General features: G+C 68.8%; 20 protein-coding genes. 9 read left to right on the forward strand and 11 right to left on the reverse strand.

Translation table 11 applies throughout. The features are described 5' to 3' along the window. Positions 1-198 precede the first annotated feature (198 nt). The 5 genes from SACMADRAFT_RS11765 (at position 199) to SACMADRAFT_RS11790 (ending at position 5,062) form a co-directional block, all read left to right on the forward strand. The gene (locus tag SACMADRAFT_RS11765) at positions 199-552 is read left to right on the forward strand and encodes an antibiotic biosynthesis monooxygenase family protein (RefSeq protein WP_009154041.1); all 354 of its coding nucleotides are present in this window, start codon (positions 199-201) and stop codon (positions 550-552) included. A 609-nt stretch (positions 553-1,161) separates the two neighbouring features. Further along, positions 1,162-2,229, forward strand: coding sequence for a TRAP transporter substrate-binding protein DctP (gene dctP, locus SACMADRAFT_RS11775; RefSeq protein ID WP_009154042.1), 1,068 nt, complete (start codon positions 1,162-1,164; stop codon positions 2,227-2,229). A 76-nt stretch (positions 2,230-2,305) separates the two neighbouring features. After that, a complete protein-coding gene (locus SACMADRAFT_RS11780; protein WP_009154043.1) occupies positions 2,306-2,986 on the forward strand; it encodes a TRAP transporter small permease in 681 nt (226 codons plus the stop codon). Then, positions 2,983-4,359 (forward strand): TRAP transporter large permease, encoded by a 1,377-nt coding sequence (locus tag SACMADRAFT_RS11785; RefSeq protein ID WP_009154044.1) that lies wholly within the window; start codon positions 2,983-2,985, stop codon positions 4,357-4,359. Before SACMADRAFT_RS11780 ends, SACMADRAFT_RS11785 begins: the two co-directional genes overlap by 4 nt. Positions 4,360-4,399: 40 nt before the next feature. After that, a complete protein-coding gene (locus SACMADRAFT_RS11790) occupies positions 4,400-5,062 on the forward strand; it encodes an HAD family hydrolase (protein ID WP_232285578.1) in 663 nt (220 codons plus the stop codon). 49 nt (positions 5,063-5,111) lie between these two features. Here SACMADRAFT_RS11790 and SACMADRAFT_RS11795 read toward each other — a convergent pair whose 3' ends face one another. After that, a complete protein-coding gene (locus SACMADRAFT_RS11795) occupies positions 5,112-6,602 on the reverse strand; it encodes a carboxyl transferase domain-containing protein (RefSeq protein ID WP_009154046.1) in 1,491 nt (496 codons plus the stop codon). Further along, a complete protein-coding gene (locus SACMADRAFT_RS11800) occupies positions 6,599-7,777 on the reverse strand; it encodes a CaiB/BaiF CoA transferase family protein (protein WP_009154047.1) in 1,179 nt (392 codons plus the stop codon). Before SACMADRAFT_RS11800 ends, SACMADRAFT_RS11795 begins: the two co-directional genes overlap by 4 nt. Positions 7,778-7,906: 129 nt before the next feature. Between SACMADRAFT_RS11800 and SACMADRAFT_RS11805 the strand changes: the two genes are divergently transcribed. Next, positions 7,907-8,626 carry a FadR/GntR family transcriptional regulator gene (locus SACMADRAFT_RS11805; protein WP_009154048.1) on the forward strand — a complete coding sequence of 240 codons (720 nt, stop codon included), beginning with the start codon at positions 7,907-7,909 and terminating at the stop codon, positions 8,624-8,626. A 243-nt stretch (positions 8,627-8,869) separates the two neighbouring features. Here SACMADRAFT_RS11805 and SACMADRAFT_RS11810 read toward each other — a convergent pair whose 3' ends face one another. The 6 genes from SACMADRAFT_RS11810 to SACMADRAFT_RS11830 form a co-directional block, all read right to left on the reverse strand. Next, positions 8,870-9,463 (reverse strand): DUF305 domain-containing protein, encoded by a 594-nt coding sequence (locus SACMADRAFT_RS11810; protein ID WP_009154049.1) that lies wholly within the window; start codon positions 9,461-9,463, stop codon positions 8,870-8,872. A gap of 78 nt (positions 9,464-9,541) precedes the next feature. After that, positions 9,542-9,937, reverse strand: a complete 396-nt coding sequence (locus SACMADRAFT_RS11815) for a hypothetical protein (protein ID WP_009154050.1) — start codon at positions 9,935-9,937, stop codon at positions 9,542-9,544. A gap of 319 nt (positions 9,938-10,256) precedes the next feature. Then, on the reverse strand, positions 10,257-11,306 hold the full coding sequence (locus SACMADRAFT_RS31175; protein ID WP_009154051.1) for a C40 family peptidase: 1,050 nt from the start codon (positions 11,304-11,306) through the stop codon (positions 10,257-10,259). Between the two features lie 259 nt (positions 11,307-11,565). Further along, on the reverse strand, positions 11,566-12,018 hold the full coding sequence (locus tag SACMADRAFT_RS11825; RefSeq protein WP_009154052.1) for an iron chaperone: 453 nt from the start codon (positions 12,016-12,018) through the stop codon (positions 11,566-11,568). Beyond that, complete coding sequence (locus SACMADRAFT_RS29915) at positions 12,015-12,161, reverse strand: hypothetical protein (protein WP_009154053.1); 147 nt, start codon at positions 12,159-12,161, stop codon at positions 12,015-12,017. The genes SACMADRAFT_RS11825 and SACMADRAFT_RS29915 overlap by 4 nt, the downstream gene beginning before the upstream one ends. After that, entirely contained in the window at positions 12,161-12,784 is a 624-nt protein-coding gene (locus SACMADRAFT_RS11830; RefSeq protein WP_009154054.1) for a VOC family protein, read from the reverse strand. The genes SACMADRAFT_RS29915 and SACMADRAFT_RS11830 overlap by 1 nt, the downstream gene beginning before the upstream one ends. 436 nt (positions 12,785-13,220) lie before the next feature. On the opposite strand from SACMADRAFT_RS11830, the gene SACMADRAFT_RS11840 reads away from it, so the two are divergent. From SACMADRAFT_RS11840 to SACMADRAFT_RS11850, 3 genes are read left to right on the forward strand one after another with little or no spacing between them, the layout of a single operon-like run. Then, a complete protein-coding gene (locus SACMADRAFT_RS11840) occupies positions 13,221-14,540 on the forward strand; it encodes an iron-containing alcohol dehydrogenase (RefSeq protein WP_009154056.1) in 1,320 nt (439 codons plus the stop codon). A 12-nt stretch (positions 14,541-14,552) separates the two neighbouring features. Beyond that, positions 14,553-15,926, forward strand: a complete 1,374-nt coding sequence (locus SACMADRAFT_RS11845; protein WP_009154057.1) for a MadS family sensor histidine kinase — start codon at positions 14,553-14,555, stop codon at positions 15,924-15,926. Next, complete coding sequence (locus SACMADRAFT_RS11850) at positions 15,923-16,597, forward strand: MadR family response regulator transcription factor (protein WP_009154058.1); 675 nt, start codon at positions 15,923-15,925, stop codon at positions 16,595-16,597. The genes SACMADRAFT_RS11845 and SACMADRAFT_RS11850 overlap by 4 nt, the downstream gene beginning before the upstream one ends. A gap of 32 nt (positions 16,598-16,629) precedes the next feature. On the opposite strand, the gene SACMADRAFT_RS11855 is transcribed toward SACMADRAFT_RS11850, so the two are convergent. The 3 genes from SACMADRAFT_RS11855 to mdo form a co-directional block, all read right to left on the reverse strand. Beyond that, positions 16,630-18,156 carry a VWA domain-containing protein gene (locus SACMADRAFT_RS11855; protein ID WP_009154059.1) on the reverse strand — a complete coding sequence of 509 codons (1,527 nt, stop codon included), beginning with the start codon at positions 18,154-18,156 and terminating at the stop codon, positions 16,630-16,632. An 11-nt stretch (positions 18,157-18,167) separates the two neighbouring features. Further along, entirely contained in the window at positions 18,168-19,349 is a 1,182-nt protein-coding gene (locus tag SACMADRAFT_RS11860; protein ID WP_009154060.1) for an AAA family ATPase, read from the reverse strand. Between the two features lie 83 nt (positions 19,350-19,432). Continuing rightward, positions 19,433-20,725, reverse strand: coding sequence for an NDMA-dependent methanol dehydrogenase (gene mdo / locus SACMADRAFT_RS11865; protein ID WP_009154061.1), 1,293 nt, complete (start codon positions 20,723-20,725; stop codon positions 19,433-19,435). Between the last annotated feature and the right edge of the window lie 120 nt (positions 20,726-20,845).

Here is a 20,845-nt window from a genome sequence, read left to right on the forward strand (position 1 = left end):
GCACCGCGTGGTTTGTCCGGCTGCCGCCGGAGGCGGCAGCCAGGCGTGCAACGGTTCGCATCTCGCGCCGAGCTCGGGCCGGCCGGCTGTGAGCCGGCAATCCGGTGTCATCACGGCCACTGTTGACCTCTAGCAATCTAGAGCTTTCAGAATCAGCTCAGGGCCGCCTGGCCCGCGACCGACGGCTGGAGGACCGACATGAACACCGATCGCGGCTTCTACTCGATCATCGACTACACAGTGGACGGACCTGCGACTCAGGCCGAGCTCGTGAGTGCATTCGCCCGGATCCAGGAGCAGTGGGTGTGCTGCTATCCCGGATACCGTTCGGCGCGGTTCCAGGTGAGCACGGACGGAACCCGGGTCTATACGATCGTGCATTGGGAGAGTGAGGCCGACTACTGCAACTTTGTCGAGACCTCCGACACCGAAGCCCGGATGGCCGCCATCGAGAAGGCGCTGGAGGGGCTCTCCGGCAAGGCCGAACCGCGGATGAGCGGGCTTTCGACGTACACGGTGGTACGGGAAGTCGGCCCGGGAGCGTGCCGGTGAGTTCGGCAGGCGTGCCGGCGTTCACCTCCGGAGGAGCAAGCATGCCGGCCACGGTGTTCGGCCCGATCGGCCCACGTGACCACGGCGCAGTCGCCGTCGATAGTGGACGCTGGGCCGAACGGGTCCGCCACCCGCCGCAACACACAGGCGTCGGCGATGGTGGTACCGGTGGTCCTCGCCCTGCGGGCGAACGCGGGTTGCACCGGCTACCTCGGCGACGACAGGTTCGTCCGGTTGGCTCATCGACCCATGGCCACAGCCGTCCTGGTCCGCAGGCGCGACTGCCCGAGGGATGCCTGGCATCGATCGATGCCAGGCTGGCCACCGTCGTGATCGTCCACTGCGACGTCACCGAGTCCGGTGCAGGCCAAGCCGGTAACGAGGTTGCCGGTCGCGGCAGGGCAGCCCGCGAACCCGACGGTGGGAAAGCCGGCGGCCAGCGCCCGCGACAGGTCACATTGTGGTAACGGAGCGCCCGCCGTTACCAGCGACGGAACAAAGCTGCTTGACCACAAGATGAGAGCTGGGTAACACTCAGCGTCCACTGGCTGAGCCACTATGCCACTCACGGGACGGGGAGCCGGTCCGTCTCGGCAAAGGAGAAGAAGCATGAAGAAGCTGCGAAGCCGCCCCGCCTGCGTCGTCGCAACGGCCCTGGTGCCCGTGCTGGTACTCACCGCCTGCGGTGGTGGAGGCGGCTCCAGCGACGCAGCGTCGGGCGATTGCGAAAGCACCACGCTTCGCCTGTCACACCAGTGGCCCGCCGCGACCGGCGACGAGGGCAGCGACTTCCGTGCCGAACTCGCGCAGCGGTTCGCCGACAAGGTGGCAGAGCAGACCAACGACCAGGTCGAGGTCAAGATCTTCCCCAACAGCTCCCTGGTGAAGTCCACGGAGCAGTACGACGCGATGCAGCAGGGCTCCGTGGACATGTCGGTGTTCCCGTTGGACTACGCCTCGGGCCGTCACCCCGACTTCAGCATCACGCTGATGCCCGCGATGGTCCGTAACCACCAGGAGGCGCAGGCCTGGCAGCAGGCCGAGATCGGCAAGCGGCTCGAGAGTGTGATGGAGGAGAACGGGTCGAAGGTGCTCACCTGGGTGTGGAACGCCGGGGCGGTCGGTTCCAAGGGACAGCCTGTGGTCTCGCCGGGCGACGTCAAGCCGGGCATGACCATGCGTGCCGCGGGCAGCTACGTGGAACGCATGCTCGAGGACGCGGGCGCGGGCATCTCGAGCCTGCCTTCGAACGAGATCTACACCGCGATGCAGACGGGGGTCCTGGACGCCGCGGTCACCTCGACCGGCTCGTTCGCCTCCTACAACCTGCAGGAGCAGGTCAAGTCGTTCACCTCGCCGACTGAGAACACCTTCTGGTTCATGTTCGAGCCGCTCATCATCAGCACCGAGGCTTTCGACGGGCTGTGCAAGCAGCAGCAGGACACCCTGACTGCGGTCGGCCAGGAGTTGCAGGACTTCGCCTACTCCGCGTCGGAGGAAGACGACCAACGGGTCGCGAGGGTGTTCTCCGACGCCGGTGTCGAGGTCGTGACCATGGATGACGCCGCTTTCGACGAGTGGCGCGAGCTGGCGCAGAAGCAGTGGAACGCCTTCGCGAGCTCCGCTCCGAACGGTAAGGAACTTCTGGAGCTGGCGAAGCAGGCATCCGGGAAATGATCTCCCGCGTTGGGCCCTCCCCGCGCGGAGGGCCCAACGTGCTGTCGCGGTAACGAAACGGAATTCGGAGAGCGTCATGCGCCTGCTCAAGTATCTGCTGAGCTTTCGGTGGGCCAACGCGTTGTCGGAGGGCGCGGGCTACCTCAGCGGCCTGGCGCTGGTCCTGGCGACGGTCGCCATGGTCCACGGGGTGTTGTCGCGCTACCTGTTCGGGCAGCCGACCGTGTGGCAGACCGAAGTCAGCATCTACCTGCTCATCTTCGTGACTTTCGTCGGCGCGGCCTACGGGCTCAAGCACCACGCTCACGTGGGCGTGGACCTGCTCGTCGGGCGGCTGCGGGTCCGTAACCGGCTCGCGGTGCGCATCGCGACGTCGGTGCTCGCGCTCCTCGTCGTCGCGGCGGTGATCTGGACCTCGTTCCACACGTGGTGGGAGGCGGTGGAGGGCGACTACCGATCACCGACGGCCTTGCGCGCCCCGCTCGCGGTCGTCTACGCCATCCTGCCGCTGGGCATGCTGCTAGTCGCCTTCCAGCTCATGGCGTTCATCGTCGACGGGGTGAAGACCCTGCTGCCGGGCGGATCCGAACCGGAGCACGCCGCCCTGCTCGGACAGGGAAACACCGAACTGGCATCGGCGATCGAAGCCGGTCCCCGCGACGCGGACAAAGCTTCGGACACGGACGCGAACACGGCCGAAGCCGCCGCTTCACCTGCTGAACCACTTCCCGCCGACGAAAGGCACGGCCGCTCGTGAACTCATTGACGACCGGTGCGATCATCGGCGTGATCGGCCTCGTTCTCTTCGTGACCGGCATGCCGATCGCCTTCGCCCTTGGGCTTACGGCCATCATCTCCATCCTGCTCTTCCTGGACCCGGATGAGTTCGAGTTGTTCGGGAAGCTGCTCTTCGATTCCACCAACGACTTCGGGCTGCTTGCGATCCCGCTCTTCGTGCTCATGGGCAACCTCTTCGGCGGGTCGGCGGCCAGTAGGCAACTGTTCGCGGCAGGGGAGGCGTGGCTGAACCGGATTCGGGGAGGCCTGGGTATGAGCAGCGTGCTAGCTTGCGCGGTGTTCGCCGCTCTCACCGGGTCGAGTCCCGCCACCGCGGCGGCGATCGGCCGCGTCGCGGTTCCGGAGATGCAGGCTCGCGGATACTCGGCACGGGTGGCCGCGGGCGCCATCGCCGCCGGAGGCACCCTCGGAATTCTGATCCCCCCGAGCGTCACGCTGATCCTCTACGGCATCGCGGCCGAGGTCTCCATCGGCCAGTTGTTCGCGGCCGGGATCGTCCCCGGCATCCTCGTGACGATCCTCTTCGTCGTCTGGATCTTCATCGCGGTCAGCGCGGAGGCGCGTTCCTCGCAGCGGGAAGCGCGTGCGACGGTCGCGGCAGGGCAGGCGTCGGCCGGTCTCTCGGACACCGGCGTGCAGGACGGTTACGTGACGCCCGGGTACACCTGGGGCGAGCGGTTCCGCGCGTTGCTGCGCACCTTCCCGTTTCTCGCCCTCATCGTCGCGATCCTAGGCGTGCTGTACGCGGGAATCGCGACGCCGAGCGAGGCGGCGGCGGTCGGTGTCGTCCTCGTCTTCGTCCTCATCGCGTTGGTGTACCGGCAACTGAAAGGTCGGCAGTTCCTGCGGGTACTGCTCGAGACGACCAACCAGAGCACGATGATCCTGCTCATCACGGCCTTCTCCGCGGTGATCGCCACCGTGCTGAGCTTCCTGAGCGTGCCTCAGGACCTGGCGATGCTGGTCACGGAGATGGAGGTCAACCGCTGGCTGGTCATGCTCGTGATCAACGTTCTGCTGCTGATCATGGGCCTGTTCCTGCCACCGGTGTCGATCATCGTGATGGTCACGCCGGTGCTGCTGCCGCTGATCGTCGGTCTCGGGTTCGACCCGATCTGGTTCGGCATCATCATGACGCTGAACATGGAGATGGGCCTCATCACGCCGCCCGTGGGGTTGAACCTCTACGTGCTGAAGGGGATCGCGCCGGACGTGCCGATCAAGGAGATCCTGCTCGGCGCGCTGCCCTACGTCGTGGTGCTCGCGGCGGGCATCGTCTTGCTGTCGGTCTTCCCCGGCCTCGTGACGTGGCTGCCCGGGCTGCTGTTCTGATCGCCGGAACCACAGGATGCGGGCGAACCAGCCGCCGGTCGTGACCTTCGACTTGTTCAGCGCGCTCATCGATTCCAGGTCAGGGGGCTCAACGGCGCTGTGCGGCATCAGTGTGGCCCGCGGCTGGCACAGGACCGGGCACGAGGTGTACGAGGAGTGGGACCGGCGCAACAAGGCCGCACAGCGTGCCAGCATTCGGTGGGTTCCGTACACCACCCTTGCCCGGGAGGCGCTCGCAAGCAGCTATGCGGCGCATGCGCTGCACGGTGATGCCCGCGATGACCTGCAGCGCATGCTCAATTCGTTACCCGAATGGCCGCTGTGGGACGACGTGGCCGAGTCGATGCCGGTGCTGGCCGAGCGGCACCGGATCGGTCTACTGTCCAACGTGGACGATCACCTGTTCCGCCGGACCGCGGCCGCCCGCTATCTCGACCCCGACCTGGTGCTGACCTCCGAGCGACTCCGTGCCTACAAGCCCGATCCCCGGATCTACCTGCGAGCACGGGAAGCCCTCGGGTCGATGGTGCACGTGGCTACCTCGGCACGAGACGTTCGTGGCGCTCTCGAAGCGGGAATCCCGGTGGTGCGGCTGCGCAGGCCGGGCCACCAGCTGGATCCCGAGGGGCCGAGACCCGGCCTGGTGGCGGACAGGCTGGCCGATGTCCCCGCCCTTGTCGAGCGATCGCGGTGTGCCGGGTGATCCGGGGCAAGGCCGCGGCGGTCGCGGCCCGGTTGCCCGGTGCTGCCCTTCACCTGCCGATCCTGCTGTAGCGGCGCAGCCGGCTACGCAGCCGCGAGGCGGCGTCCTCGTGGGCGAGCGCGGTGAGTTCCTCACGCAGTACGCGGCCAACCCGCAGGCAGAACTGTTCGGGCTCCTCGGCCGCGTCTGGGTACTCGGGTACGACGCGGTCCACGATCCCGGCCGCGAGCAGGTCAGCGGAGCGAACACCCTGAGCCTGCGCCAACTCCGGCGCGTGATCGGTGTCGCGGTGAACGATGGCGCTGGCACCTTCCGGCGGCAGCGGTGCCAACCAGCTGTGCTGGGCCGCGATCACGCGGTCGCCGGGCAACAGTGCCAGTGCCCCACCGCCGGTGCCCTGGCCGAGCAGCAGAGTCACCGTCGGCGCTTCGAGCATCGTCAGATCGGCGAGCGAACGAGCTATCTCGCCCGCGATACCTCCCTGCTCGGCGTCGACGGACAGCGCGGCGCCCGCTGTGTCGATCACCGTGACCAGCGGCAACTCGAGTTCGGCGGCCAGCCGCATCCCGCGCCGCGCTTCGCGAAGGGCACCGGGACCCAACGGCGTGTCCTCGGTCTGGCCGCGTCGATCCTGTCCGAGGAAGACGCAGCGGGCTTCGCCGAACCTCGCGAAGGCCAGCAGCAGTCCAGGATCTCGCTCTCCCTCGCCTGTCCCGTTCAGCGGCAGGACGTCGTCCGCCGCATAGTGCAGGAGGCGCCGCACGCCCGGTCGGTCCGGTCGCCGCGACCGTGTGATGGACTCCCAGGCGTCCACATCCGGCAGCGGCAGCCGCTCCGGCTCGGCGGGCCCGGCCTCGACGCGACGATCAGCACACAGCACGTCGAGTGCCCGTCCCAGCAGTTCGGCGATCCGTTCCGGCTCGACGACCCCGTCCACGAGACCGTGCGCGTAGAGGTTCTCCGAGGTTTGCACGCCCTCGGGAAAAGCCCTGCCGTAGAGGCTCTCGTACACGCGCGGTCCCAGGAACCCCACCAGGGCACCCGGCTGCGCGACGGTCACGTGACCGAGCGAGCCCCAGGACGCGAAGACACCACCGGTCGTCGGATGCCGCAGATACACCAGGTACGGATGGCCCGCTGCCTTGTGAGCGGCGACCGCGGCGGTGATCCTCACCATCTGCACGAAGGCGGGTGTTCCCTCCTGCATGCGTGTTCCACCGGACACCGGGGCGGCCAGCAGGGGCAGACCTTCCTCGGTAGCGCGTTCGGTGGCCCGGACCAGCCGGTCCGCGGCGGCCACGCCGATGGAACCGGCCAGGAAGGCGAACTCACTCACCATCACCGCGACCCGACGTCCGCCGATCCTGCCCTCGCCGGTCAGCACCGCCTCGTCGAGGCCCGTCCGGTTCCGGGCCGCCGCCAGTTCCTCCGCGTAGGAGGCCGACATGGGCGGGTCCACCGGCGGCTCGTCCCAGGAGACGAAAGTTGCCTCGTCGAGCACGAGATCGAGCAACTCCCGCGCGCTTGGCCCCGCACTCACGATCGCTCCCCGGCTTCGAGTTCGTCCAGCCACTGCCTGACACTGCGGTCATGCTCGCCGAGCAGTGGCGGCGGTAGGTGCTTCTCGCGGTCACCGGCATATGGGTTGTCGTCGAATCGCAACGGCGGGCCGGGGAGCCGGATCGGCCCCGCGGTGGGGTGTTCCACGTCGATCAGCAGCCCTTGCGAGCGGGTCTGTTCCCAGGTGTACACGTCGTCGAGTGTGCGGACCTTGCCTGCGGGCACCCCCGCTTCGGCGAGCCGGGCGAGCCAGACCTGGGCACCCTCGGTCGCGAAGGCACTCTCGATCCGGCCGACCAGTTCGGCCCGGTGAGCCACCCGCTTCTCGTTGCTGGTGAACCGTTCGTCGTCCACGTCCAGGCCCACCAGCGGGGCGAACGCGCGCCACAGCGCCTCGCTACCGACCGCCACCTGTACCGGAGCGTCGGCGGTGCGGAACAGACCGTAGGGCGCGATCGAGGAGTGGTGATTGCCCATACCTCGAGCAACCTCACCCGCCACCGTGTAGCGAGTCCCCTGGAACGCGTGCACGCCCACGAGTGCGGCGAGCAGGCTGGTGCGAACGACCCGCCCTCGGCCGGTCCGGCGGCGCTCGTGCAAGGCGGCGAGAACCCCGAAGGCCCCGTACATCCCCGCCAGCAGGTCGCCGATGGGAACGCCGACCTTGGTCGGCACCGACGGGTCCGGCCCGGTCACACTCATCAGTCCGGCCTCGCCCTGGGCGATCTGGTCGTAGCCCGCTCGGCCGCCCTCGGGACCGTCGTGGCCGAATCCCGTGATCGACATGACCACGAGCCCGGGATTGAGCTCATGCAGCCTCTCGATCGGAAAACCCAGCCGGTCGAGCACCCCCGGACGGAAGTTCTCCATCAGGACGTCGCAGCGGGCCACGAGGCGTCGCAAGAAGTCCTTGCCTTCCTGGCTCTTGAGTTCGGCCGTCACCGACTCCTTGTTCCGGTTGCAGGACATGAAGTACGTCGATTCACGCCTCGATCCCTCGCCGACGAACGGCGGTCCCCACCACCTCGTGTCGTCCCCGGTCACCGGCGTCTCCACCTTGATTACCCGTGCCCCGAGGTCTGCGAACATCATCGCGGCATGGGGACCGGCGAGTGCGCGGGTCAGGTCGAGAACGGTGACATCCGACAGCATCATGATGCCCACCCTTGGTCTAGTGGCTTAGCCACTTGCACAATGAGCCTCCTATAGGATGGCTGTCAAGAACGTGGTGAGCGCCCTCTCGCGGGCCGCCTGTCCGAAGGGAGCCCGGTGGTCAAGGAGGAAATGGACCAAGTAGCCCCGGAACCGAGAGCGCGAGCACTGCGTCCCGTGCAGCGGTCCCGGTTGTACGAGCAGCTCGTGGAGCGCCTGCTCGCACTCGTGGACGAGCTCGACCTTCGGCCGGGCCAGCGGCTCCCGCCGGAGCGGGAACTCGCGTCCAGCCTCGGGGTCAGCCGAGCGTCGGTTCGGCAGGCGCTGGTCGTGCTGGAGGTGCAGGGCCTGGTCGAGGTCCGTCAGGGCGAGGGCGCCGTGCTGCTGGAGAACCGTTCCACCTCGGCCGTGCTGTCCGCGGCCAAGGCCCACACCCGTCGGCTGCAGGAGGTGATCGAGGCTCGCGAGGCGCTCGAGGTCAAGCTGGCCGCGCTGGCCGCGCAGCGTCGCACCGAGGACGATCTGGTCGCCATCGACCGAGCCCTCGAGCGGATGGAGGCCGATGTGGAGCGCGGGGATCGTGGCCTCGAAGGTGATGAGCGGTTCCACCGGGCGGTGACGGCGGCGGCCAGGTCGGCGCTGCTGGCCGATCTGATGACGGAGATCTCCTCGGCTATCAAGGAGAGCCGGATCGAGTCGCTGTCGCAGCCGGACCGGCCGCGACAGTCGCTGGCCAGTCACCGCAGGATCGCCGAAGCGATCCGTGCTGGTGACGCCGGCGGAGCCGCCGAGGCGATGGGTGAGCACATCCGCCTGGTCAGCGATGTGGCGATCCTGCGGGACAAGAGCTGACCGCGCCTGTTTCGGCTGCCGATCGGCGCGGAACCCGCAGGCAGCAGTTCGCTCTTTCCTGTGATCACCGACGGCGCGTCACGGTGCCGTGGGGAGGCTCGATCGACCCGCTTGACCGCCATTGGCGTCACCGGACTGATCTTGGACGTCGTCGATGCTCAGCCGAGTGTGCCAGGTAGCGCCGTGAGGAACCGCGCGCTCGGGCGGGGGCGAGTCTGCGCTGCGCCCCCGCCCGAGGCCCGGTCACTGCGGTAGGAGGCCCGTCATCTCGCGGATCTCCGCTTCCTGAGCATCGACGATGCGCCGGGCGAGCGCCTTGGCCTCGGCGTCACTGCCCTCGCGCAGCTCCGCCTTGGCCATCTCGATCGCGCCCTGGTGATGCTCGATCATCAGCTGCGTCCACATGACGTCGAACTCGGAGCCGCCGGCCTGCTCCAGCCGCGCCAGTTCCTGGTCGGACATCATCCCGGGCTCCGACATCGAGCCGTGGTCCATTCCCTCCATGTCGGACCCTGCGGCAGCGCCCCACTTCTTCAGCATGCCTTTCAGCTGTTGAATCTCGGGGTCCTGGGCACCCTTGATCCGCTTGGCGAGGTCCTTGACGGTCGGGTTGGTGGCGCGACGAAGAGCCGCTTCGGCCATGTCCACCGCTTGCTCGTGGTGCGGGATCATCTGCTGGGCGAACATGATGTCGCTGTCGTTGTGACTACTTTGCTGCGTTGCGGCCGACGTGGTGGCCGGGTTCGTGTCGGCGGAGGGTGTGTCACCGTTGCCGGCACAGGCCGTGGCGAGGGCGAGAACGGCAGCCGTGCCCGCCCCGATGAGGATCTTCTTCATCGGTGTGTCCTTCTGCTCTGCGTTGACGAATGAATCTGGGGAGCTCTTCGTAGCCGAAGCAATGCGAAGAGTGATCGTCTAGATGCGCAGAATGCAGACGGTCGCGAGCAGCCTTCGCCCGGCGGGTCCCGGGAACCGGCGTCGAACGACGAACGCATCGCAAGCGCGTTCGACGACGTCCAAGCCACCCCAGGTGCGCAGCCCTTCGCCGAGCATCCGGGCCAGTACGAGCACCGCACCGGCGGCGAGCACGGCAAGGCAGAGGTTCAGCAGGCCGTGACTGCCTTGCTCTGGTAGTGGATCAGGAAGGGGCTGCTCGACGCTCACCGGCGCTTCGCCGGCCATCCCCGCGATCACGGGTGTCTTGCTGGTCGCGGGTTCGTGTGAGGTCGACATGACGCTGTGCATGCCGAGCACCGCGAGAACGAGCACGCACAGCAGCAGCCATTGTGGCACTTCGCTGCGCGTGGTCATCACGTCGATCAGGATAGTGACGTGTCGGGACCGCGCTGCTGGCGCATCGACTGCCTGCCGTGAGGCATCAGGACTCCCTGGATCGATCCGCGCCTACGCGACGGCGGCTCGTCGGCGAGCCGGCGGCTACGGTGCAGCAGGCGCAGCACGAGCACGCAGCCCGCTCCGACGAGCGAGTGTCCGGTTCACACGGCGGTGGCCCGAGCAGGTCGTGTTCGGCACGGTCGTGGGATTGACCCGTTGGGCCCATATCGCTATCGGGGATGTCGGTCTCGGATGCGGGGCCTCCTGGACGGCTGTCGGCAGGCGACGACCGTGCTCAGCCGACGATGCGGCGGGCACCGATGAGGTGCCCGTCACCCTCCATCGACCGCACGTCGACGAGTTGCCCCTCGGTCGGTGCGTCGACCATCTTGCCGTCACCGACGTACATCCCGACGTGGTGAATGGCGCTGGGGTCGCCGGTCCCGTCGTCGTAGAACAGCAGGTCTCCGGGAAGCAGGGCGTCGAGGGAAACCGGTTTGCCCGCACCCCATTGCTGGCGGCTGGTGCGGGGGATCGTGATGCCCGCCTGCGCGTAGGACCACGAGGTGAGGCCGGAGCAGTCGAACTCGTTCGGTCCGGTGGCGCCCCACTCGTACTCGGAACCGCGGCGGGACAGCGCGGCCTGTAGTGCGTCGTTGGCCGCGCCGGGAGGACCGAGGTAACTGCCGGTGTCCTGGACCGTGCCCAGCGCTGTCCGCTCGGTTGAGCTGAGGTCGGCCAGCGCCGACCGGACCTGCTCGATCTGCGCGTCCAGCCTGGCCTTGCGGTTCTCGAGGTCGCGCACGGCACGTTCGGCCTCGGCCGTGGCCGTTTCAGCTCGCTGCCTCGCTCGCGCCGCGTCGGCTCGCGCGGCATTGGCCCGCGCCCTGATGCCGCTGAGCCGGTCGAGGGTCTCGGCGTCGTTGTTCGCGAGCACGCCCAGCGCCGACATCTTGTCCAGGAACTCTCGGCTGGACTCGTTGGTCAGTATCGCCGACCACCGCGCGATGCGGCCGTTGCGAAGGCTGGCGGCGGCGAGGCTGTCGGCTTCGTCCCGAAACGCCGCCTCCGCCCGCTGCGCCTGCCGCAGTGCCCGGTGCGCCTCGGCCAGCGCCGCATTGGCCTTGTCCAGTTCCCGCTGCCTGCGTGCCAGCGCGTCCTCGGCCTCGGACAGGTCCTCCTCGGCATCGGCTGCCTGCGCCCCGAGTTCCTGGTAGCGCTCCATGGCGTCCGAGGTGTCGCCCTGCGGTTGAGCGTCGGCTGGGAACGGGGCCAGGGCGATCGCCAGCGCCATCGCGGTCACAGCGGTCCTGGTGGCGGCGATACGGCCGTGGTGTGCGGTCACGAGTGCTGATCTCCCTGTGATGTCGACGTTTCTCGCATGACCGCCCCGCCGGTCCGCGGGTCACAGTAGAGTAACGCCGCCGATCTTGTCCACTATGAGATCTAGTACTAACCTAGATCGGACAAACCTGGCGGGAGATCAGCAGGACGTGACCGGCAATCCTGCCTGGCCGGCCCGGTCGGCACCCGAACCGCTCGACGGCACAGTCCGAACAGGACCCAGGGGGTGGTCCCAGGGGCGCAGGCCGCCGACGACCGCTTCAGCCGACCGCCTCGCGGACGAGGGCAGCGATACGCGTCTCGACCTCGGCCGTCACCTCGGTGAGAGCGAACGCCGTGGCCCACATCGAGCCGTCGTCCAGCTTCGCCGGATCGTTGAACCCGAGCGTGGCGTAGCGCGCCTTGAACTTGTCCGCGCCCTGGAAGAAGCAGACAACCTTGCCTTCGCGTGCGTAGGCGGGCATGCCGTACCACAGTTTCGGCGCCAGCATCGGCGCCTCGGCCTTGACGACGGCGTGCACGCGCTCGGCCATGATCCGGTCGGCCTCCGGCATCTCGGCGATCTTGGCGAGGACGGCGCGCTCGGCCTCGGCCGCCTTGTCCGCCCGCGAACCGCGACGCGCCTGCCGTTTCAGTTCCTGCGCGTGTTCCTTCATCGCGGTGCGTTCTTCGGCCGTGAACCCGACGGTTGCGGTGCTCTTGCCTCGGCTCATCGCGGTGTCCTCTCCTTGGCCGTGGTGTCGGCGGGGTGCGCTTCGTCGAGCGCGAGTGCGGGATCGTCCCGGTCGGGGGTTCGTGGCTCGGCGTCGTCGCGGGGGAGTGCGGCGACCATGCCGGGCAGGCGGTAACCACACATCAGGACACCACCGCACCGGTGGGTTCCCAGGCGAAGCCGTCCGGGTCGGTGAACGGCTCGGCCGCACCACCGAGCGTGATCCGGTGCGATCCGGTGCCCTCGGGCGAGACACCCGCATCCTTGGCGAGGGCACGGCGCCGGTACAGGGCCAGCTTGACGGGGCCGGAACCGGTGGCGAACTCGACGTACATGCGGCCGAAGCTCTTCGCGACGGTGAGCCCTCGGTCGAGGTAGAACTGCTTGCTCGCCGCCACGTCGGCGACTCCCAGCAGAGCCACGATGCTGTCGAACCGCCGGGTTGCCGGGCCGGTGTCCTTCTTCGCCGACGTCGCGACCTTCCAGACCGTTCCGTCCGGTGCCTCGACCACCCCGCCGTAGCCCCAGAACGACTTCTTCACCGGCTTGAGCACCGTCGCCCCGCCGTCGAGGGCGGCGTCGATCAGGGCGTTGACATCGGCGGGTTGGGCGGTGGTGAGTGAAAGGGTGAAGCCGCGGAAGCCGCTCGTCGGTTCCTGCGAGGCCCGCAGCCGCAGCTGGGTGCGCAGCCCGAAGGCGGTGGCGTAGAAGCGCTCGGCGACCGAGGGGTCGGCCACCTCGAGGGTGATGGTTTCGATGGAAGTCATGCCGCGAACGCTAGGCGCGGCCCGCTGACCGGCGCTTCTCGATTCCTGACGGCTTCACGACCACGGCGTGCGGCCCCGGAAGCAACGCGAGCAGGCACGGATGTGCTGCCCTTCGGTGACCCTGCCACCGAATACCATGCCGAGATCGTGGTGTGCCAGGAGCGCGAGGGTCGGCCCGCGAGCACGCTGACGCGCGGGTCGCGCCGATCCGCTGCCGCCACGTCACCGGCTCGGCCACCCGCGACGTCGAGGACGTTCCCGGGCACCGAGGTGCTGGTGATCGATCAGTGGCAGCCCGCGACGGTTGCCGCGGAGAACCCCAGACCCATGACCTGTCCGATCGGGTAGGTGGCCGCCGCCGGGCCGAACGGTGACCGACCAGGCAGGGGAGAGGTACCTTGGAGCGCGCCGACGCGAGGAAGCGAGGTGGGCCGCTGTGGTACGACTGACCGACCTTCCACAGTCACCGGGAGCCGCGACCGGATTGGCGCTCGCCGCGAGACCGCTGCCTGCCCGAACGCAGGGGCCGAGGCGGGAGCTGGTCGCGCCCGACGACGAGCTGCTCGGGCCGCAGGAGCCGACCCCGGCCAGCGGAGAGCGGGCCTGCGACCTCGCCAAGTTCCACATCCCCGAAGTGGTGTTCGGGCCGGGCGCGCTGGCCGAACTCGGGCACGCGGCGCGGCGGGTCGGCGCGCGACAGCCGTTCCTGGTTACCGACCCCGGGATCATCGAGGCAGGCTGGGTGGCGGAGGCACAGGGCCACCTGCGCCTGGCCGGGCTGTCACCGGTGACCTGGCACGGCGTCACCCCCAACCCCAAGGACCACGAGGTCACCGACGCTTATGTGCACTACGTCGAAAGCGGTGCGGATGTGATCGTCGCGGTCGGCGGAGGCTCGTGCATCGACGCCGCGAAAGGGGTCGCCATCCTGGCGAGCAACGGTGGCACGATCCTCGGCTACGCGGGTGTCGACAAGGTCGTGCAGCCGATCCCCCCGCTGGTCATGGCGCCGTCGACCTCGGGGACGGGTGCGGACGTGTCGCAGTTCGCGGTGATCACCGACACCACCGAACACACCAAGATCACCATCATCAGCAGGACGTTGGTGCCCGAGATCTCGATCGTCGACCCGCGCCTGCTGATCACGATGCCGGACGAGTTGAACGCGGCGACGGGCCTGGACGCGCTGACCCACGCGATCGAGTCCTTCACCTCGCGGGCGCACAATCCGCTCACCGACCAGCACGCACTGCATTCGGCCCGCCTCATCACGGAACACCTGCTGGAGACCATGCTGCGGCCGAGGGCGGCCGCGCCACGCACGGCAATGGCGCAGGCGGCGCTGCAGGCCGGGATGGCCTTCACCAACGCGATTCTCGGCATCACCCACGCCATGAGCCACCAGGTCGGCGGGCTGCTCGACATCCCGCACGGCGTACTCAACGGGGTCCTGTTACCGCACGCCATCCGGTTCAACGCGGCGGTGGAGCCGCAACGGTACGTCCCGATCGCCGCGGCGATCGGGATCGACACCGCCAACGGCAGGCCCGGCGCCGAGGTCGCCGACGAACTGGCCGCTCACGTCCGCCAACTCGCCGACACCGTCGGGGTGCCGCGTGGGCTGTCGAAGCTCGGCGTGAGCGAGGCCGATATTCCGACGCTGGCACGCAACACGCTCAAGGACGCGTGCCTGGCGACCAACCCGCGGGAGGCCGATGTCGCCGAGGTCGAGGCGTTGCTGCGGCGGGCGATGTAGGGGCTGGCTGTCGTGACATCGGCGCAGAGCGCGGAAAACGGGCGAGGCGCGGCATACATCGGTGCCCTGACCGGCGTGCGGTCCGGCAAGCGGTCGTTCTACCCCGAATACGTCCGCTCCTCGCAGCGGCTGGAACGCGCCATCGGCGCGCTCGACCGGATATCCCGCGCGCTCGTTCGCACCGCAGAGGGCCCCAGCGCGCTCGTCGAGGCGGTGGTGCGCGCGGCGGCGGACCATCTGCACGCCGACTGGCTGCTGTTCGCGATCGCCGACGGCGTGCTGCCCGCCGCGAGACCGAGGTTCCTGCTGCTGGCCAGGGGACGGTTGCTGGCCAGCGAGGAGGCCATCCCGGCGCACGCACGGGCCGCGCTGGAGACGCTGCGGTGCCGGCCGTGGGAGGCCGAGCGTCCCGTGGCCGACGAGGTGCGCGTGGCGATGACCCTGGACGGGGAGCCGGTCGGCGGGATAGCCGGTCGGCCGGGCCGCGACATCGAGCCCGCCGACACCGACCTCGCCGTACTTCGGGTACTCGCCAACCAGGCAGCCGTCGCACTGCACAACTCGTTCCTGCTGCACGCCACCATGCGGCTGCGTGGCCGCACCGAGCGGCTCTCCGAGGAGGCCGCGCAACAGGCACGGGACCTCGCCGCGCGCAGCGCCGAGTTGCAGAGCACGCAACAACGGCTGATCGGCGCGATGCAGCGGCAAGCGCTCGACGACGAGCGGCACCGGATCGCGCGGGAACTGCACGACAGCGTCACGCAGGAGGTGCTGTCGGCGGGGATGACGATCGAGATCTGCCGTGCCGAACTGGCCGAGGCCGGCCCCGAGTTCGCGGGCATCACCGGGCGGCTCGCCGATGCCAAGGACCTCACCCGGCACGCCGTGGAGCGGCTCCGCGCCGCGATCTACGCGCTGCACAACACCGCCGAGGAATCCCCCGGCTCGCTTCCAACACTGCTGAAGCGACTGTCCACCGTCCACCTGCCGACGGACCTGACCGTGACCGTCCGGGTCGGCGGGCAGCCCGTGCCGTTACCGGGTGAGGCCGAGCATGCCCTCATCAGGATCACCGGGGAGGCCCTGTTCAACACGGCGATGCACACCAACGCGAGCAGGGCGCTGGTCCGGCTGCGCTACCGCGACGAAAGGCTCGTTCTGTCTATTTCGGACGACGGCGACGGCGATCCGGCGCAACTTCGCCGTAGCCTGCGGCTCACCTCGGCCACCGACCTCGCGGGTTGCCACCGTGGCCTCGCGAACATGCGTGCCCGCGCGGAACAACTCGGTGGCAGCCTTGCCATCCGTAAGTCCCGCATCGGCGGGATCATGCTTGTCGTGCAGCTGCCGCTTCCCACGGCGGCAGAAGGAGAGAGTGGTCGATGAAAGGCGCGACGGATGCCGTGGTGAAGCCACAGCAGCGAGGGCAACTGAGGATCGTCCTGGTCGACGACCATCCCGTCGTCAGGCAGGGCCTGCGGTTCATCCTGGACCGCGAGCACGACATGAGTGTGGTGGGGGAAGCCAGCAGCGCGGCCGAGGCGCGCGCGGTGGTGGAGCGCAGCCGCCCCGACATCGTACTGCTGGACCTGAAACTGTCCACCGGCTCGGAAACCGAGGGGCTCGACGTGTGCACCGAGCTGACGACCCGGTTTCCGGAACTGGGCGTGCTGGTGCTGACGACGTTCCTCGACGACGCCCTCGTCGTCGAGGCCATCCACCGTGGCGCTCGCGGGTACGTCATCAAGGACGTGGACACCAGCGGGTTGCTGTCCTCGATCCGCGCCGTGGCACGCGAGGAGAGCGCGTTCGACTCCCGCTCGGCCTCAGCCATGGTGCGCTCGATCAGAACCGTCTCGGCGGACCCGCCACTGACCGAACGGGAACGCGGCGTGCTGGAGCTGCTCGCGCACGGACTGTCCAACAAGGACATCGGTGGCAGGCTGTTCATCTCCGAGACGACGGCGAAGTTCCACGTCCGAAACATCATGCGCAAGCTGGGCGCGTCCAGCCGCACGGAGGCCGTCTTCGAAGCGAGCAAGCTGGGACTGATCTGACTACGGCCCGGGTGGCGGTGCGGCTGCCCGCCTCATCGCCGCACGGCTTGGGCGCCGGCTTCGTCGGCCATCCTCGACAGTCCGGACAGGTCGCGAACCACCCGGATGCGGTCACAGTGCTCGGCGTAGAGCGGCAGGTCGCACCGGCCGAGCCGCCACGAGTAGCGCGGCTCCGGCGTCAACCACACCGTTTCCCTCGCCCGCCTGGTGAGCTCGGCGAACGCGGGAAGGTTGGGGTCGTTGCCGTTGCCCCTGCCGTCGCCCAGCACCAGTATCGTGGTGCGGCGGGTGACCGCGCCTGCGTGCTCGGCGAGAAACTCGCCGAACACCGCGCCGTAGTCGGAGTTGGCGTCGACGTCGAGCAACGAGCCCGCGAGGACGGTTCGCAGCGCCTGCTCGGGAGGTGCCTCGGCGAGCAGTTCCGTCACCTCGGCGACCTGCGCGACGAACGCGAACGAACGCACCTGCGCGAACAGGTTCTGCAGGCCGTGCACGACATGCAGCGTGAACCATGCCGTGGCACGTACCGACAGGCTCACGTCGGCCAGCACGACAAGGCGTGGCCGGTCCTCGACCCGGCGCATCGTGACGGGACGGAAGGGGACCGCGTCGTACGCCATGTTCGTGCGCATCGTGCGGCCCGCGTCGATCCGGCCCCGCGCGCCGACGCGCCGTCTCGGGTTGAGCGCGCCACGGAACGTGCGGGCCAGCCGCCGCAACGAGTCTTCCAGTTCCGCACGATCACGCTCGGCTGAACCGTCGATGTCGAAGCGTTCCCGCTCACGCTGCTCGACCAGCGTGGTTTCCAGCTCCAGCAGCTTCTCGACATGCCGCTTGAGGGCCTCGGGCAGGTTCTGCAGCACCCCGGCCAGCCGCCCGCGCAGCGCGGCCGCGTCGCCCTCGTCTCCTTGGCCTTCGGTGTCTGCCGAACCGTCCAGCCACCGCAGCAGCGCGTCCTGCTCGGCGAGCGTCAACTCAGCGTCCACCTTGGTCTGGCTCTGCCCGGCGAGTTGCCCCGGGGCACCCGCACCGTGCAGGCGGGTCGTCTCCAGCCGCACCCGGTACTCGGCGTCGGCACCGTCGGCCTCCTCCTGGGAGAACACGATCTCCTCGGTCAACGCGGACATGTCGATCTTGTTGGCCTCCTGGTGAAGGTTGTACCGCTGCGCCAGGTCGTCGGGATCGAAGTAGTCGCGGATGTCGGAGGGCTTGCCGTGCTCGTGACCCTGCTCCGGGGTCCGGCCGGGCTCGTCGGACAGCGTGAACCGCTCCAGCTCCCCGGTGTCGGTGAGGTCGTCGTGGCCATGACCGTGGCCGTGCCCGTGCTGTTCGGCCCCGATGCGCACCAGGCCGAAGAACGCGTCGAAGACCTCGTCGAACGCCGGCTCGTCGCGGTGATCCTTCACCAGCGCCACGCGCAGCGCCGCCCGTAGCCGCTCCCGGTGGGACAGAATCCCCGGCTCCGCCGCCGCCCGGACCGCGTCGACGATCTCCGACACCGAGATCCGGATTCCCCGCAGCCGCAGCAGCCGCGTGAACCGGTGGATGGAGGATTCCATCTGCTGCCTACCTAGAACGCGCGTCGCCGGGCGAAGGACCGGCCGCCCTGGCCCGCGCCCGGCGTCCTCGGCGTGAATCCACCGGACCTGCCCGCGCTCGGACTGCCGTAGTAGCCGTCGTCGAACCGGCCCGGTTGGTCCTTGGCGGCGCGGACCTCACGCCCGTCGGTGTCGTGCCCGTGGCCGTGGCTGTGGCTGTGGCCGTGCCCATGGCCGTGGCCGTGCCCTTGTTCGTGGCCGTTGGAGAGCGAATCGGGAACCTCGGCGTTGGGGTCGACCAGCCGGGGCAGCGCGTCCAGCGCCTTGGCCAGGTCCTTGTCGTACTTGACGACGACCGAGACCGTGTCGGCGAGCACCGGGGCCGACAGTTCCCGCACGCCCAGGACGGCGAGGGTGCGGGCCCAGTCGATGGTCTCGGAGATGCTCGGTGCCTTGCGCATATCCAGCTCACGCAGCCCGCGAACGACCTCGACGAGCTGCCGGGCGGCCGCGTCGGCTAGTCCGGTGTCCTTGCCGCGCACGATGTCCAGCTCGCGCTGCGCCAGTGGGTAGTCGAGGAACAGGTGCAGGCAGCGTCGTTTCAGCGCGGCGGCGAGGTCCCGGGTGTTGTTCGAGGTCAGCACGACGTACGGCCGCTGCTGCGGTGTGAACGTGCCGATCTCCGGAATCGACACCTGGAACTCGCCGAGCATCTCCAGCAGCACGGCCTCCAGCGCCTCGTCGGCCCTGTCGATCTCGTCCACGAGGAGCACCACCGGCTCCGGCGAGCACACCGCCTCCAGCAGCGGCCTGCGTGCGAGGAACCGCTCGGAGAAGAACGCGCTGTCCTGTGCGCCGATCCGGTCGACGGCTTCGGCGATGTCCGCCGCGTCCTCGACGATCTGGCCGATCTTGTCGCGCAGCAGCTGGGTGTACAGCAGCTGCTTGCCGTAGTCCCACTCGTACAGGGCCTTGGTGTCGTCCTGTCCCTCGTAGCACTGCAACCGCAGCAGCCTGCGCCCCGTCGCGGCGGCGAGCACCTTGGCCAGCTCGGTCTTGCCGACGCCGGCGGGTCCCTCCAGCAGGAGTGGCTTCTCCAGCCGGGTCAGCAAGAAGACGGTGGTCGCCATGCGGGTATCGGCCAGATAGCCCTGCTCGGCCAGCGCCGTCAACACCTCGTCCACCGAACCGAACGGGGGAGTACTGGCAGACACGCGAGCTCCTTCCTACCGTGGTGCGTGGGGTGGCGGCAGGTGCCCCCTGGACCGTGCCGCCACCCCACGGGTCCGGGGACCGGCTAGCTGAGCAGGTCGTCCAGATCGCCGGTGAGGCAGTGCTCGACGACCGGCCGGACGGTCTCGAACGTGCACTCCTTCGCGTTGCCCGGCGTGCACGCGTCACCGAGTACGTGCCTGGTGATCCGGTCGGCGTCCTCGGCGCCGCCCTTGATCTCCTTGGCGTTCTCGTAGAACTTGGTCGGACCGGTGCCGAGCCGGTTCTTGGAGTAGGTGTCCTGCTTGACGTCCACGAACCGCTCCGGGATGCCGACATCACGCAGCAGCCGGATCGCCGCGGCCAGCGCCGCGTCGGCGGCCCGCACATCGGTCATGCCGTGGGTGTCAACGCCCATCGCCTGCGCGATCTCGGCGAACCGACGGTAGGCCACCGGCATGTTGAACGCCCACACCCTCGGCAGCGCGATCGCGTTGTTGAGCCCGTGGTGGGTGTCGTAGAAGGCGCTAACGGCGTGCGAGATCGAGTGAACGATGCCCAACCCGCCGGAGTTGAACGCCTGCGCGGCGATGTACTGCGCGTACATCATGCCCTCCCTGCCGGACAGGTCGAGCGGGTTCCACGTCGCCTGACGCAGATGTTCGGCGGTGAGCTTGATGGCGTGCAGCGCGTTGCCCAGCGACGGCTGGAAGTTCAGCCGGGAGACGTACGGTTCGGAGGCGTGCGCGAGCACGTCGAAGCCGCACTGCGCGGTGTAGTCGAGCGGGCAGTCGTAGTACAGCACCGGGTCGTCGACGGCCAGCGTCGTGACCGAGGTGTCGTCGAAGACCACGTACTTGTGCGGGTTGTCCGGGTCGGTGGTGGTATCGGTGATGACATACGCCCACGACGTCTCCGACCCGGTTCCGGCCGTTGTGGACACCGCGATGTGCGGCGGGTTCTTGGGATTCTCGGACTTGTTGAAGCCCTCGAACTCGTTGACGTTCCTGCCGTCGTGCGCCACCGAGATCCGCGCGCCCTTGCACGCGTCGTGCGAGGAGCCGCCGCCGATGGAGACGAAGCTGTCGCACTTGTTCTCCTGGTACAGCGCCACCGCGTCCATGACGTTGTAGTCCTTGGGGTTGGACTCCACCTTGTCGTAGAGCACCACCTCCAACCCGTGGTACTTCATCGACTCGGTGATCTTGTGCACGATGTCCGACCCGCGCAGCCCGCTGGTCATCACCAGCGTCCGCTTGAACCCGAGCTTGAGTGCCTCCGGTCCGATCAACTCGTGCGCGCCTGGGCCGAGCAGGGCGCGGGGGAACGGGTGGAACTCCTTGATCGGGAACGGTTTGAGTAGCTCGTCGACCTGCATGGCAGTGTGATCCTCTCTCCGCGCTGAGCTGGATACCGGGACGCTACGAGGCGAAACCGCGCGCCGAAACGCCTCGCGCGGCATTCCGCCCGGCCGGGACACCAGGTCCGCACGGCAGGT

Source organism: Saccharomonospora marina XMU15, assembly GCF_000244955.1.
GTDB classification, from domain to species: domain Bacteria; phylum Actinomycetota; class Actinomycetes; order Mycobacteriales; family Pseudonocardiaceae; genus Saccharomonospora_A; species Saccharomonospora_A marina.

Bases quoted from the DNA above. Each gene is read 5' to 3' on its own strand.
- dctP (WP_009154042.1), top strand. From the start codon at position 1,162: ATGAAGAAGCTGCGAAGCCGCCCCGCCTGCGTCGTCGCAACGGCCCTG.
- SACMADRAFT_RS11800 (WP_009154047.1), bottom strand. From the start codon at position 7,777: ATGATGCTGTCGGATGTCACCGTTCTCGACCTGACCCGCGCACTCGCC.
- SACMADRAFT_RS11830 (WP_009154054.1), bottom strand. From the start codon at position 12,784: ATGACTTCCATCGAAACCATCACCCTCGAGGTGGCCGACCCCTCGGTC.
- mdo (WP_009154061.1), bottom strand. From the start codon at position 20,725: ATGCAGGTCGACGAGCTACTCAAACCGTTCCCGATCAAGGAGTTCCAC.
- SACMADRAFT_RS11825 (WP_009154052.1), bottom strand. From the start codon at position 12,018: ATGAGCCGAGGCAAGAGCACCGCAACCGTCGGGTTCACGGCCGAAGAA.
- SACMADRAFT_RS11765 (WP_009154041.1), top strand. From the start codon at position 199: ATGAACACCGATCGCGGCTTCTACTCGATCATCGACTACACAGTGGAC.
- SACMADRAFT_RS11855 (WP_009154059.1), bottom strand. From the start codon at position 18,156: ATGGAATCCTCCATCCACCGGTTCACGCGGCTGCTGCGGCTGCGGGGA.
- SACMADRAFT_RS11780 (WP_009154043.1), top strand. From the start codon at position 2,306: ATGCGCCTGCTCAAGTATCTGCTGAGCTTTCGGTGGGCCAACGCGTTG.
- SACMADRAFT_RS11815 (WP_009154050.1), bottom strand. From the start codon at position 9,937: ATGACCACGCGCAGCGAAGTGCCACAATGGCTGCTGCTGTGCGTGCTC.
- SACMADRAFT_RS29915 (WP_009154053.1), bottom strand. From the start codon at position 12,161: ATGTGTGGTTACCGCCTGCCCGGCATGGTCGCCGCACTCCCCCGCGAC.
- SACMADRAFT_RS11805 (WP_009154048.1), top strand. From the start codon at position 7,907: ATGGACCAAGTAGCCCCGGAACCGAGAGCGCGAGCACTGCGTCCCGTG.
- SACMADRAFT_RS11850 (WP_009154058.1), top strand. From the start codon at position 15,923: ATGAAAGGCGCGACGGATGCCGTGGTGAAGCCACAGCAGCGAGGGCAA.
- SACMADRAFT_RS11810 (WP_009154049.1), bottom strand. From the start codon at position 9,463: ATGAAGAAGATCCTCATCGGGGCGGGCACGGCTGCCGTTCTCGCCCTC.